The sequence below is a fragment of the Enterobacter sp. UCD-UG_FMILLET genome (genome assembly GCF_000762975.1).
In the GTDB taxonomy this organism is placed as follows: Bacteria; Pseudomonadota; Gammaproteobacteria; order Enterobacterales; family Enterobacteriaceae; genus Enterobacter; species Enterobacter dykesii.
The window spans coordinates 290,437-303,177 of the sequence record NZ_JRJC01000008.1; the positions used below are offsets into that span (position 1 = coordinate 290,437).

General features: G+C 60.8%; 13 protein-coding genes. 8 read left to right on the top strand and 5 right to left on the bottom strand.

The window, feature by feature from the left end:
- Positions 1-91 precede the first annotated feature (91 nt).
- Positions 92-1,339, top strand: a complete 1,248-nt coding sequence (entS, locus tag LA04_RS03910) for an enterobactin transporter EntS (RefSeq protein ID WP_047650541.1) — start codon at positions 92-94, stop codon at positions 1,337-1,339.
- Between the two features lie 45 nt (positions 1,340-1,384).
- Here the strand turns inward: entS and fepB are convergent, their stop codons facing one another.
- The gene (fepB, locus tag LA04_RS03915) at positions 1,385-2,344 is read right to left on the bottom strand and encodes a Fe2+-enterobactin ABC transporter substrate-binding protein (RefSeq protein ID WP_047650542.1); all 960 of its coding nucleotides are present in this window, start codon (positions 2,342-2,344) and stop codon (positions 1,385-1,387) included.
- 188 nt (positions 2,345-2,532) lie between these two features.
- Here fepB and entC point away from each other — a divergent pair, with 188 nt between their 5' ends.
- From entC to LA04_RS03950, 7 genes are all read left to right on the top strand, one after another.
- Positions 2,533-3,708: an isochorismate synthase EntC gene (gene entC / locus LA04_RS03920; protein ID WP_047650543.1), complete on the top strand. Its 1,176-nt coding sequence runs from the start codon at positions 2,533-2,535 to the stop codon at positions 3,706-3,708.
- A gap of 9 nt (positions 3,709-3,717) precedes the next feature.
- The gene (gene entE, locus LA04_RS03925; RefSeq protein ID WP_047650544.1) at positions 3,718-5,328 is read left to right on the top strand and encodes a (2,3-dihydroxybenzoyl)adenylate synthase EntE; all 1,611 of its coding nucleotides are present in this window, start codon (positions 3,718-3,720) and stop codon (positions 5,326-5,328) included.
- Between the two features lie 10 nt (positions 5,329-5,338).
- A complete protein-coding gene (locus LA04_RS03930; RefSeq protein WP_047650545.1) occupies positions 5,339-6,193 on the top strand; it encodes an isochorismatase in 855 nt (284 codons plus the stop codon).
- Entirely contained in the window at positions 6,190-6,945 is a 756-nt protein-coding gene (entA, locus tag LA04_RS03935; RefSeq protein ID WP_152594345.1) for a 2,3-dihydro-2,3-dihydroxybenzoate dehydrogenase EntA, read from the top strand. The genes LA04_RS03930 and entA overlap by 4 nt, the downstream gene beginning before the upstream one ends.
- Position 6,946: 1 nt before the next feature.
- A complete protein-coding gene (gene entH, locus LA04_RS03940) occupies positions 6,947-7,360 on the top strand; it encodes a proofreading thioesterase EntH (RefSeq protein ID WP_047650547.1) in 414 nt (137 codons plus the stop codon).
- A gap of 149 nt (positions 7,361-7,509) precedes the next feature.
- Complete coding sequence (gene cstA / locus LA04_RS03945; protein WP_023310711.1) at positions 7,510-9,615, top strand: pyruvate/proton symporter CstA; 2,106 nt, start codon at positions 7,510-7,512, stop codon at positions 9,613-9,615.
- Positions 9,616-9,711: 96 nt separating this feature from the next.
- Positions 9,712-9,909 carry a YbdD/YjiX family protein gene (locus LA04_RS03950; protein ID WP_006809671.1) on the top strand — a complete coding sequence of 66 codons (198 nt, stop codon included), beginning with the start codon at positions 9,712-9,714 and terminating at the stop codon, positions 9,907-9,909.
- On the opposite strand, the gene LA04_RS03955 is transcribed toward LA04_RS03950, so the two are convergent.
- From LA04_RS03955 to LA04_RS03970, 4 genes are all read right to left on the bottom strand, one after another.
- Positions 9,906-10,310, bottom strand: coding sequence for a helix-turn-helix domain-containing protein (locus LA04_RS03955; RefSeq protein WP_047650548.1), 405 nt, complete (start codon positions 10,308-10,310; stop codon positions 9,906-9,908). The genes LA04_RS03950 and LA04_RS03955 overlap by 4 nt on opposite strands.
- Positions 10,282-10,587: a type II toxin-antitoxin system RelE family toxin gene (locus LA04_RS03960; RefSeq protein WP_047650549.1), complete on the bottom strand. Its 306-nt coding sequence runs from the start codon at positions 10,585-10,587 to the stop codon at positions 10,282-10,284. Before LA04_RS03960 ends, LA04_RS03955 begins: the two co-directional genes overlap by 29 nt.
- Positions 10,588-10,770: 183 nt before the next feature.
- Positions 10,771-11,514, bottom strand: a complete 744-nt coding sequence (locus tag LA04_RS03965; RefSeq protein ID WP_047650550.1) for an SDR family NAD(P)-dependent oxidoreductase — start codon at positions 11,512-11,514, stop codon at positions 10,771-10,773.
- Positions 11,515-11,571: 57 nt separating this feature from the next.
- Positions 11,572-12,660 carry an oxidoreductase gene (locus LA04_RS03970; protein WP_047650551.1) on the bottom strand — a complete coding sequence of 363 codons (1,089 nt, stop codon included), beginning with the start codon at positions 12,658-12,660 and terminating at the stop codon, positions 11,572-11,574.
- Positions 12,661-12,741: the final 81 nt, after the last annotated feature.

The window sequence follows — 12,741 nt, forward strand, 5'->3', positions numbered from 1 at the left end:
GATAATGATAGTGATTATCGTTATCTATCTTATTTGGCTATGTTAGCATGTGCGCCCATGGAATGGGTAGAAATAGACTCAAGGCTTTGTCATGAATCAAAAATCCTGGCTGCTCAACCTCAGCCTGCTTAAAACGCATCCGGCGTATCGCGCCGTTTTTATCGCTCGCTTTATCTCCATTTTGTCCCTCGGGCTGCTTGGCGTGGCCGTGCCGGTACAGATCCAGACCATGACGCACTCCAGCTGGCTGGTGGGGTTATCCGTCACCTTAACCGGCGGGGCGATGTTCATCGGCCTGATGGTCGGCGGCGTTCTGGCGGACCGCTACGAGCGCAAGAAGCTGATTCTGTTGGCGCGCGGCACCTGCGGCGTGGGCTTTATCGGGCTGTGTCTGAACGCGATGCTGCCGGAGCCGTCGCTGATCGCGATTTATGCCCTGGGACTGTGGGACGGCTTTTTTGCCTCGCTGGGCGTGACGGCGCTGCTGGCGGCGACGCCCGCGCTGGTCGGGCGCGAGAACCTGATGCAGGCGGGGGCGATTACCATGCTCACCGTGCGTCTGGGCTCGGTGATTTCGCCAATGGTGGGTGGCCTGCTGCTGGCGACCGGCAACGTGGCCTGGAACTATGGGCTTGCGGCGGCGGGAACCTTTATCACCACGCTGACGCTGCTGCGCCTGCCGCTTCTGCCCCCTCCGCCGCAGCCGCGCGAGCATCCGCTGAAATCGCTGATGGCCGCTATTCGTTTCCTGTTCAGCAACCCGCTGATTGGCGGCATTGCGCTGCTCGGCGGCCTGCTGACGATGGCGAGCGCCGTGCGCGTGCTCTACCCGGCATTAGCGGGAGAGTGGCAGATGAGCGCCTCGGAGATTGGCCTGCTGTACGCCGCCATTCCGCTCGGCGCGGCGTGCGGAGCGCTGACCAGCGGCAACCTGGCGCAGAGCGCGCGTCCGGGGTTGATTATGCTGCTTGCCACGCTGGCCTCGTTTATCGCCATCGGCTTCTTCAGCCTGATGCCGGTGTGGGCGCTGGGCGTGTTGTGCCTGGTGATTTTCGGCTGGCTGAGCGCCATCAGCTCGCTTTTGCAGTACACCCTGATCCAGACCCAGACGCCGGAAGGGATGCTCGGTCGCATCAACGGCCTGTGGACGGCGCAGAACGTCACGGGGGATGCGATTGGCGCGGCGATCCTCGGCGGGCTGGGGGCGATAATGACCCCGGTGGCCTCGGCGAGCTGCGGCGGGTTTGTACTGGCAATTATTGGCGTGATTTTATTCATGTCGTTGGCAGAATTGCGCCGATTCAGGCAGGAGAGTGTGTTGAACGACGGGGCGGCCTGATGCCCTCAACCCGGCCCTCTCCCACAGGGAGAGGGAGGAAAAGGCCTACTTAAATAACGTATTCAATCTGTCTAACACCAACATCGCGCTGTAATAATCCAGGCGGAACGTCTCGGTTCCCAATGCCCAGACCCGTTTGTTTTTCACCGACGGCAAATGCGCCAGCAGCGGGTTGGCGTAAATCGCATCCACGTCTTTCTGATCGCCGGCAAACACAAACAGCCCTTCGCCGTTCAGCCCCGTCGCCAGGTTTTCCCCACCCAGCTGAATGATGTCGTGGCGTTTACCTTGGCTTTTTGATGTGTGCAGCCCGGCGGGCAGATCGGCCAGCGTAAAGCCCAACTGGTGCAGCAGCTGGCCCTGCGCGGATTCCGCAGTCCACAGGTTGGCGCTGTGCGCGGCGGCAGTGTAGACGATGGCGTTTACCGGCTGCGGCGGCAGCTTCATCTGCTCTTTAACCTGCGCGAGCTGTTTATCAAACGCGGCAATGCGCTCTGCGGCCTGTTTTTCCTGCCCGGTAATGGTGCCCAGCTGCGTCAGCAGTTCCTGCCAGCTCTTGTCGTCGTAGTTGATGATAAGCGTTGGGGCGATGGCGGAGAGCTGATCGTACAGCGCCAGCGCGGAATCCCCGCCGGTGGCGCCGATCAAAATCAGATCCGGCATTTGCGCGGCGACCGCTTCGGCGCTTGGTTCGCCAATGTACAGTCGCGCAACCTTGCGCTGTTTCGCAATATCGCCCCACTGGCGTAAAAAGCCCTGCGCATCCGCCACGCGGTTGTTCGGCGTGGTCGCGCCGCTGGCGACGACCGGTGCGTCAATCGCCAGCAGGGAGCCGGTTAAGGTCACGCTGGTAGAGACAATGCGCGTCGGTTTGCTCTCAAGCGTGTGAACGCCGCGGCTGTCGGTCACCTGACGCGGCCAGTCGGCGGCAACGGCTGAGGCAAGTCCTAAAACAAAAAGTCCAGGTAAAAGCAGGGTATTACGGAATAGGGCAGGGAATTTCACAGCGCGACATCCTGTTTTCGTTGAGGATAATGCTTCTCATTTTCATGGTTGATGCGAAGGGATGCAAGCTTTTGTCGCATAAGTTATTTGCCCGACGGTTGACAGCGAAGCGATGTGGGATTAGGTTAGCCGACGAAAATATAAATGATAATCATTATTGCTTCTTTTATCATTTTGAGGAGGATGATATGGACACGTCCCTGGCTGAGGAAGTTCAGCACACCGCGACCACGCTGCAATCAGACAGCTTTTTCTTTATGTCGCCTTACCGCAGTTTCACTACCTCAGGCTGTTTTGCCCGCTTCTCTGAACCCGCCGTCGGCGGCGACGATCCGGCCGGGCACTTCCAGCAAAAATTAGCCCAGGCCTTCCGGAATGCAAAAGCCAGCGGCATCGCCCATCCGGTGATGGTTGGGGCTATTCCGTTCGATACCCGCAAGCCATCTTCTCTGTTTATTCCACAACGCTGGCAGACCTTTTCCCGTCCGGCTCGTCAGCAGTCCGCACGCTATTTTTCCGGCTCGCAGGCGCTGAAGGTGGAAAAACGCACCGAGATCCCGCCGCAGCCCGTGTTCGAAGAGATGGTCGCGCGCGCCGCGTCGCTCACCGCCACGCCGCAGGTGAACAAGGTGGTGCTGTCGCGCCTGATCGACATTGCGACCGATAAACACATTGATAGCGGTGCGCTGATGGAGCGCCTGATTGCCCAGAACCCGGCGAGCTTCAACTTTCACGTGCCGCTGGAAGACGGCGGGGTGCTGCTGGGGGCAAGTCCGGAACTGCTGCTGCGTAAAGAGGGCGTTCACTTTAGTTCGCTCCCGCTGGCAGGCTCCGCGCGTCGTCAGCCTGATGACGTATTAGATCGCGAAGCGGGCAATAAGCTGCTGGCCTCCGAAAAGGACCGTCACGAGCACGACCTCGTGACCCAGGCGATGAAGGCCATTCTGGCACCGCGCAGCCACCACCTGAGCATGCCGTCTTCCCCGCAGCTCATCACCACGCCGACCCTGTGGCATCTGGCGACGCCGGTTGAAGGCGAGGCGCGTGAAAATGAAAACGCCCTGACGCTGGCCTGTCTGCTGCACCCGACCCCGGCGCTGAGCGGCTTCCCGCATGAGGCGGCAAAAGAGCTGATTGCCGAGCTGGAGCCGTTCGACCGCGAGCTGTTCGGCGGCATCGTCGGCTGGTGCGACAGCGAAGGTAACGGCGAGTGGGTGGTGACCATCCGCTGCGCGCGTCTTCGTGAAAATACCGTTCGCCTGTTTGCCGGTGCGGGCATTGTGCCTGCCTCTTCGCCGGTGGGTGAGTGGCGCGAAACGGGCGTGAAGCTCTCCACCATGCTCAACGTTTTTGGCCTGCACTAAGGATCGCTCATGACCATTCCCTTTACCCGCTGGCCTGAGGAATTCGCCCACCGCTACCGCGAAAAAGGCTACTGGCAGGATCTGCCGCTGACCCACATCCTGACGGATCGCGCGGACAGCGATGCCGTGGCGATCATCGACGGCGAGCGGCACATCACCTACCGCGCGTTTAATCAGGCGGTGAATAACCTGGCGTCCGCTCTTCAGGCGCAGGGACTTCACCGCGGTGAGACCGCGCTGGTACAGCTCGGCAACGTGGCCGAGTTCTACATCACCTTCTTCGCGCTGCTGCAAATTGGCGTCGCGCCGGTTAACGCGCTCTTTAGCCATCAGCGCAGCGAGCTGAACGCCTACGCGGAGCAGATCAAACCCGCCGTGCTGATTGCCGATCGCGAGCACGCGCTGTTTGCGGGTGACGATTTTCTCAACACCTTTGTGGATGCGCACCGCTCGGTTCGCGTCGTGCTCCTGCGCGGCGATAAGGGTGAACATGTCCTGGAAGCGGCGATTGCGCGTCCGGCGGACAACTTCATCCCGAACCCGACGCCCGCCGACGAAGTGGCATTTTTCCAGCTCTCCGGCGGCAGCACCGGCACGCCGAAGCTGATCCCGCGCACGCATAACGATTACGACTACAGCATTCGCCGCAGCAACGAAATCTGCGGAATCAATGCACACACCCGTTATCTGAACGCGCTCCCAGCGGCGCATAACTACGCCATGAGCTCGCCGGGATCGTTAGGCGTCTTCACCGCGGGCGGATGCGTGGTGCTGGCGAACGATCCGAGCGCCACGCTCTGCTTCCCGCTGATTGAACGGCATCAGATTAACGTCACCTCGCTGGTTCCTCCGGCTGTGAGCCTCTGGCTACAGGCGATTGCCGACGGCGCAGGAAACGCGCAGCTCAAATCCCTGAAGCTGCTGCAGGTGGGGGGCGCACGCCTTTCCGCCACGCTCGCGGCGCGCATTCCGGCGGAAATCGGCTGCCAGCTTCAGCAGGTGTTCGGCATGGCGGAAGGGCTGGTGAACTACACCGCGCTCGACGACGCCCCGGAACGCATCATCAACACCCAGGGCCGCCCGATGTGCCCGGACGACGAAGTGTGGGTGGCGGACGAATACGGCAACCCGCTGCCGCGCGGGGAGGTCGGGCGTCTGATGACGCGCGGACCGTATACCTTCCGCGGCTATTTCAACAGCCCTGAACACAACGCCAGCGCCTTTGACGCCGACGGCTTTTACTGCTCTGGCGATCTGATCGCCATCGACGAGCAGGGCTACATCACCGTGCAGGGGCGCGAAAAGGATCAGATCAACCGCGGCGGGGAGAAGATCGCCGCCGAAGAGATTGAAAACCTGCTGCTGCGCCATGAGGCGGTGATCCACGCCGCGCTGGTGAGCATGGAGGACAGCCTGCTGGGCGAAAAAAGCTGCGCGTATCTGGTGGTGAAACAGCCCCTGCGCGCGGTTGAAGTGCGCCGCTTCCTGCGCGAGCAGGGCGTTGCCGAATTCAAGCTGCCGGACCGCGTGGAGAGCGTGGATGCGCTCCCGCTGACGCCGGTCGGCAAAGTCGATAAGAAACAGTTGCGCCTGTGGCTTGCTGAACGCGCCCGGGGCTGAGGAACAGATTATGGCCATTCCAAAATTAACCGCTTATGCGCTGCCGACCGCCGCAGAGCTGCCGACCAACAAGGTGAACTGGGCGTTTGAGCCTGAACGTGCCGCGCTGTTGATTCACGATATGCAGGAGTATTTCCTGAACTTCTGGGGCGAAAACAGCGCGATGATGCAGCAGGTGGTGGCGAATATCGCCAGACTGCGCGCTTACTGCAAAGCGCACAATATTCCCGTCTACTACACCGCTCAGCCGAAAGAGCAGAGCGACGAGGACCGCGCCCTGCTGAACGACATGTGGGGGCCGGGCCTGACCCGCTCGCCGGAGCAGCAGCGCATTGTCCGCGAACTGACCCCGGACGAAGCGGACACGGTGCTGGTGAAGTGGCGCTACAGCGCGTTTCACCGCTCGCCGCTGGAGCAGATGCTGAAAGAAACCGGCCGCAACCAGCTGCTGATTACCGGCGTTTACGCCCACATCGGCTGTATGACCACTGCCACCGATGCCTTTATGCGCGACATCAAGCCGTTCTTTATCGCCGACGCGCTGGCGGATTTTACCCGCGACGAGCACCTGATGTCGCTGAACTACGTGGCCGGACGCTCGGGCCGCGTGGTGATGACCGACGAGCTGCTGCCGTCCCTTCCGGCGACCAAAGCCGCGCTGCGTGAGCTGATCCTGCCGATGCTGGACGAGTCCGACGAGCCGATGGATGACGAAAACCTGATCGACTACGGTCTGGACTCGGTGCGCATGATGGCGCTGGCCGCCCGCTGGCGCAAAGTGCACGGCGATATTGACTTCGTGATGCTGGCCAAAAATCCAACCATCGACGCCTGGTGGGCGCTGCTGTCCCGCGAGGTGAAGTGATGGTGCTGGATTTCACCGGTAAAACCGTCTGGGTGACGGGCGCGGGTAAGGGGATTGGCTACGCGACGGCGCTGGCGTTTGTGGAGGCGGGCGCGCAGGTGACCGGCTTCGATCTGGCGTTTCCGCTGGGTGATTATCCGTTCGCCACTGAAACCCTGGACGTGGCGGATGCCGCGCAGGTGCATGAGGTGTGCGGGCGCGCGCTGGCGTCGCTTGAACGGCTGGACGTGCTGGTCAACGCGGCGGGCATTCTGCGCATGGGGGCGACGGACCAGCTTTCGCAGGAGGATTGGCAGCAGACCTTCGCGGTCAACGTCGGCGGCGCGTTCAACCTGTTCCAGCAGACGATGGGCCAGTTCCGCCGTCAGCAGGGCGGGGCGATAGTCACCGTGGCGTCCGACGCGGCGCACACGTCGCGCATCGGCATGAGCGCCTACGGCGCGTCGAAAGCGGCGCTGAAAAGCCTGGCCCTGACCGTCGGGCTGGAGCTGGCGAGCAGCGGCGTGCGCTGTAACCTGGTGTCGCCGGGCTCAACGGACACCGACATGCAGCGCACCCTGTGGAAAAGCGACGACGCGGAGCAGCAGCGTATTCGCGGCTTCGGCGAGCAGTTCAAGCTCGGCATTCCGCTGGGCAAAATCGCACGTCCGCAGGAGATTGCCAGCACGGTACTGTTTCTTGCATCCGATGCCGCCAGCCATATCACCCTGCAGGATATCGTGGTGGACGGCGGCTCCACGCTGGGGGCGTAAGATGATCTGGAAACGTCATTTACCGCTCGAGGAGCTGAACGCGACCAGCCTGAATACGCTGGTGGCGCATCTCGGTATCGTCTATACCCGCCTCGGCGACGACACGCTGGAAGCGGAGATGCCGGTGGATGCGCGCACCCATCAGCCGTTTGGCCTGCTGCACGGCGGCGCGTCGGCGGCGCTGGCGGAAACCCTGGGGTCGATGGCCAGCTTTCTGATGATCCGCGACGGTCAGAGCGTGGTGGGGACGGAGCTTAACGCCACGCACCATCGTGCGGTCTCTCACGGCAAAGTGCGCGGGGTATGCCAGCCGCTGCATCTGGGGCGTTCAAGCCAGAGCTGGGAGATTGTGGTATTCGACGAGCAGGGGCGGCGGTGCTGCACCTGTCGGTTGAGTACGATGGTGTTGGGCTAAGCCAGGCAGATCAAAGTGATCGGCTTAACACTGTGGTGTAAATCTCTGGTTTGACCACGCATTATTGCGTTTCAAAGTTGTTAAAATTTTCCGGTTGTTCTAGAAACAAAATGTAACATCTCACTGTTTCACAACAACGGACAACAACTATGAACAACTCAGGGAAATACCTTATATGGGCAGGGCTCTCCGTTGTGGGAGCCTTTGCCCTGGGCTATATCGCCCTCAACCGGGGGGAACAGATCAATGCGCTCTGGATCGTCGTCGCCTCCGTCTGCATTTATCTGATCGCGTACCGTTTTTATGGCCGCTATATCGCGAAGAACGTTCTGGCCGTTGACGCGACGCGCATGACGCCTGCCGTCCGCCATAACGACGGGCTGGACTACGTGCCGACCGACAAAAAAGTGCTGTTCGGTCACCATTTTGCGGCGATTGCCGGGGCGGGCCCGCTGGTGGGACCGGTGCTGGCGGCGCAGATGGGCTACCTGCCGGGGATGATCTGGATCCTCGCGGGCGTGGTGCTGGCGGGCGCGGTGCAGGACTTTATGGTGCTGTTCGTCTCGACCCGCCGCGACGGGCGTTCGCTGGGTGAGCTGGTGAAAGAGGAGATGGGGGCAACCGCCGGGGTGATTGCGCTGGTGGCGACCTTTATGATCATGGTGATCATCCTCGCGGTGCTGGCGATGATCGTGGTGAAAGCGCTGACCCACAGCCCGTGGGGGACCTATACCGTTGCCTTCACCATTCCGCTGGCGCTGTTTATGGGGATCTATATTCGCTACCTGCGCCCGGGCCGCATTGGTGAGGTGTCGGTAATTGGCCTGGTGTTCCTGGTGTTCGCCATTATCTCCGGCGGCTGGGTGGCGGAAAGCCCGACCTGGGCGCCGTTCTTCGACTTTACCGGCGTTCAGCTGACCTGGATGCTGGTGGGCTACGGCTTTGTGGCGGCGGTGCTGCCGGTATGGCTGCTGCTGGCCCCGCGTGACTATCTCTCAACGTTCCTGAAAATCGGCACCATCGTCGGGCTGGCGATCGGCATTCTGATTATGCGCCCGACCCTGACCATGCCTGCGTTAACCAAATTCATCGACGGTACCGGCCCGGTCTGGACCGGAAATCTGTTCCCGTTCCTGTTTATCACCATCGCCTGCGGCGCGGTGTCGGGCTTCCACGCGCTGATCGCCTCCGGGACCACGCCGAAGATGCTGGCGAATGAAAATCAGGCCTGCCTGATCGGCTACGGCGGCATGCTGATGGAATCCTTTGTCGCCATCATGGCGCTGGTCTCTGCCTGTATCATTGACCCGGGCGTGTATTTCGCGATGAACAGCCCGATGGCGGTGCTGGCACCGGCTGGCACCGTTGACGTGGTGGCGTCCGCCGCGCAGGTGGTGAGCGGCTGGGGCTTTGCGATTACTCCTGATACGTTGACGAGCATCGCCAGTGAAGTGGGCGAGCAGTCGATTATCTCCCGTGCGGGCGGGGCGCCGACGCTGGCGGTCGGCATGGCGTATATTCTTCACGGCGCGCTGGGCGGGCTGATGGACGTGTCGTTCTGGTATCACTTCGCCATCCTGTTCGAGGCGCTGTTTATCCTGACGGCGGTGGATGCGGGAACCCGTGCGGCGCGCTTTATGCTGCAGGACCTGCTGGGGGTGATCTCCCCGAACCTGAAGCGTACCGATTCGCTCCCGGCTAACCTGCTGGCGACGGCGCTGTGCGTGCTGGCGTGGGGCTATTTCCTGCACCAGGGCGTGGTCGATCCGCTGGGCGGAATTAACACCCTGTGGCCGCTGTTTGGTATCGCCAACCAGATGCTGGCGGGCATGGCGCTGATGCTCTGCGCGGTGGTGCTGTTCAAGATGAAGCGCCAGCGTTACGCCTGGGTGGCACTGGTGCCAACCGCGTGGCTGCTGATCTGTACCCTGACGGCGGGCTGGCAGAAAGCCTTCAGCCCGGACAACAAGGTGGGCTTCCTGGCGATCGCCAACAAGTTCCAGGCGATGATCGACAGCGGTAAGATCCCGGCGCAGTACACCGAGTCGCAGCTGTCGCAGCTGGTGTTTAACAACCGTCTGGATGCCGGGCTGACCATCTTCTTTATGGTGGTGGTCGTGGTGCTGGCGTTGTATTCTCTCAAGACCGCGCTGGCGGCGTTGAAAAACGATAAGCCAACGGCGAAAGAGACGCCGTACGAGCCGATGCCTGAAAACCTGGAAGAGATTGTGACCCAGGCGAAAGGGGCGCATTAACCTGTGTGCCGGGTGGCGGCTTCGCCTTACCCGGCCTGCATTTCTTCTCGGCCCTCTCCCTCCGGGAGAGGGCCGGAAACAAAAGAGAAACTGATTATGTTCGACACCCTTTCCAAAGCAGGTAAGTACCTGGGCCAGGCCGCCAAAATGATGATTGGCGTGCCGGACTACGACAACTACGTCGAGCATATGCGCGTCAATCATCCGGACCAGACGCCCATGACCTACGAAGAATTTTTCCGTGACCGCCAGGATGCCCGCTACGGCGGCAAGGGCGGAGCGAAGTGCTGTTAACCCTCTTTCGGTAAATAGAGGCTGATCTGCTCCTGCTTGCAGCCGTAGATAGCCGCCAGCTTTTCACGGGTGCGCTTTTGCGGACGGGAGTCCAGCGCTTCCAGCTGTGACACGGCGGACTGGGTGATGCCGAGTTTTTCAGCTACCTCCTGCTGGGATAATCCGCGCAGGATACGCCACGCGGCCTGCAGGCTGACGTTCTGCCATGTCATGATGCTGCATACTTCTCCCGGCAATTCCACGTCATCCAGACTATCGTGTTCGACTTCAATATCCTCCAGATCGTCGTCGGTTTCGTCGTCAATTTCTGCCATCTGTAAGAGCATACGAAAATATTCGTGATAGGGAATAACGACGTACTGCGTTTTCCCGTTATCGTCCTTGATTAGCTGTACAGCCATAGTTGGCACTCTCCTCATGCAGGTAAGTCGTTGAAGTTCTGCGCTTGACGGCCAAAACATAACAATGGTCATCGGGATCGTCCCGAAGCGTATAGACGATGCGGTAATCGCCTACGCGAAGCCGGAAATGATTTTCTGTCGTCGATATTTTTTTGATATCGGGAAGGGGAGCCGAGCGGTCATCCAGCTCAGCAAGCTTTACCTCAATGCGACGCTGATACCGCTCGTCAATCTTTGAAAACGCCTTCTTTGCACCATTTGACCAGACAATCTTCATCCGTACCTCCACTGTACGCCCACACAAAGTATAAGGAAATAATAAGGCTATTAGATAAATTCCGAATTTCTAATGAGTTACTATAGAGCGGAGAAAAAACAGGAGAAAGCGGCAAAACGCGAACCGTCGAGGGCGCTCGGAAACGCCTCTGCCGGGCGACAGAGGCTTGCAGTGAGATTGCGATCAGGCGTTCAAACCGCCGTCCACGTCCAGACCGGTACCGGAGATCTGCCCGGCCGCCGGGCTGGCAAGGAAGGTTACCGCCGCCGCGATGTCTTCCGGCTGACCGTAATGACCCAAAGCAATAAGCTGACGCTGAGAGTCAGCCTGTTCCCCGTCTTCCGGGTTCATATCGCTGTTGGTGGGCCCGGGATGTACCAGGTTAACGGTAATGCCGCGCGGCCCTAAATCACGGGCCAGCCCGCGGGTGAGGGAGTTCAGCGCCGATTTGGTCATCGAGTAAACGGCAATGCCCGGCTGCGCCACGCGGTTTGCCAGGCAGCTGCCGATATTGATGATGCGCCCGCCGTCGGACATGTGCACCAGCGCTTCCTGAATGGCGATCACCACGCCGCGAATGTTGACGTTGATCAGGGCGTCAATGTCCGCCAGCGTCATGGACTCCAGCGGGCCGCTGCGCGCGATCCCGGCGTTGTTGACCAGAATGTCCAGCCCGCCAAGGGAACGCGCCGCATGGGTGACGGCATCCTGAATCGCCTGCGCGCTGGCGCTGTCGGCCTGCACGGCTTCGCCGTGTCGCCCCAGCGCCTTAATCTCATCGGCGACCGCCTGGGCTTTATCGGCAGATTTTTCATACGTAATAATCACATCCGCACCGGCGCGCGCCAGCGACAGGGCAATCGCACGACCCAACCCGCGGCTGGCGCCGGTAACCAGCGCCTTTTTACCTGTTAAATCGATCTGCATGATGACCTCGTTACGAGAGTGGTAAGAATCATCATTAGGTATAGTCGGTCAGGGCGATTAACGGCTGAAGGATTCCACCTTCTCAAACGCGGCGCGCAGAACGTCAGGCGTTAACGTAATCGGCAGATAGTGAATCGACTCCACCGGGCGCAGGGTGTGGGCGATGACCCGATCCAGCTCGTCGCGGTTATTGATATCGACGTCCAGCTCGCGAAGCGTGGTCGGCAGGTTAAAACGCTGGTAAGCCGCGACCAGCTGCGCCAGCACGTCGTCCTGACCGAGCAGGGCGCTTTGCACCAGAATGCCGTAGGCCACCTTGGTGCCGTGCAGGTATTTTTCCGTCTGCGGCAGCACGGTTAAGCCGTTGTGCACCGCATGCGCCGCCGCCACGCGGGTATAGCGTTCGCCCAGACCACCGACCATCCCGCCGCCGGCGATAATCGCATCGACCACGTCCCGGAACGCCTGCGTCTGTTTGCCGCGCTGCTGGTCGGCCAGCGCCTCTTCGCTGCGCGCCAGCAGCACGTCGCGGATCGCCAGCGCGCCGTTGATGCCCAGCCGCACGGTCAGCGGCAGGTTCTCCGGCTCAGGAGCCAATACCACGGCTTCGTACCACTTCGCCAGCGTATCGCCGATGCCCGCCAGCAGATATTCCGCCGGGGCGTTAAGGACGATCTGCGGCTCCACCAGCACCAGGAAATTGGCGTCGTCGAAGATCTCAAAATGCAGCGCCTGACCGGCATCGTTGTACCAGACGGAGAGCGGGGTCCACGCCGCACAGGTGGCGGCAATAGTGGGGATGCCCACGAACGGCACCCCTAAGCGGCGCGCCACGGCCTTGACGGTATCCATCACCGCGCCGCCGCCGACGCCAATCACCAGGCTGGCGTCGCTGCCGGATTCATTCACCAGATGGGTGACGTCGCGCTCGCTGCAGTGGCCTTTAAACAGCAGGCGTTTCGCCCCCGGCGCGTTAAAGCTCTCGGGCAGGAAAGGGCGCGCGCCTTCGATAGCGCGCTCGCCGTAAATCCACACCGCGCGGGAAAGCTGCTCCGGGGTAAAGAAGTTATCCAGCTGCACAAGGCTTCCGGGATGAGAGAAGTAGTTCGCCGGGCCGGGCACGACGCGGATATCGGTGTTGCTCATAATGGTGTCCTTTTTGCGGAAGCGCTAACCCGATGTTATGTCTGGACATCCGGATGGCTAATAATATTTCGCTTTAACTTA

Coding starts and splice junctions, on each gene's coding strand:
- LA04_RS03955 (WP_047650548.1), bottom strand. CDS start 10,310: ATGGCTGTACAGCTAATCAAGGACGATAACGGGAAAACGCAGTACGTC.
- LA04_RS03970 (WP_047650551.1), bottom strand. CDS start 12,660: ATGAGCAACACCGATATCCGCGTCGTGCCCGGCCCGGCGAACTACTTC.
- LA04_RS03930 (WP_047650545.1), top strand. CDS start 5,339: ATGGCCATTCCAAAATTAACCGCTTATGCGCTGCCGACCGCCGCAGAG.
- entH (WP_047650547.1), top strand. CDS start 6,947: ATGATCTGGAAACGTCATTTACCGCTCGAGGAGCTGAACGCGACCAGC.
- cstA (WP_023310711.1), top strand. CDS start 7,510: ATGAACAACTCAGGGAAATACCTTATATGGGCAGGGCTCTCCGTTGTG.
- LA04_RS03950 (WP_006809671.1), top strand. CDS start 9,712: ATGTTCGACACCCTTTCCAAAGCAGGTAAGTACCTGGGCCAGGCCGCC.
- entE (WP_047650544.1), top strand. CDS start 3,718: ATGACCATTCCCTTTACCCGCTGGCCTGAGGAATTCGCCCACCGCTAC.
- entC (WP_047650543.1), top strand. CDS start 2,533: ATGGACACGTCCCTGGCTGAGGAAGTTCAGCACACCGCGACCACGCTG.
- LA04_RS03965 (WP_047650550.1), bottom strand. CDS start 11,514: ATGCAGATCGATTTAACAGGTAAAAAGGCGCTGGTTACCGGCGCCAGC.
- LA04_RS03960 (WP_047650549.1), bottom strand. CDS start 10,587: ATGAAGATTGTCTGGTCAAATGGTGCAAAGAAGGCGTTTTCAAAGATT.
- entS (WP_047650541.1), top strand. CDS start 92: ATGAATCAAAAATCCTGGCTGCTCAACCTCAGCCTGCTTAAAACGCAT.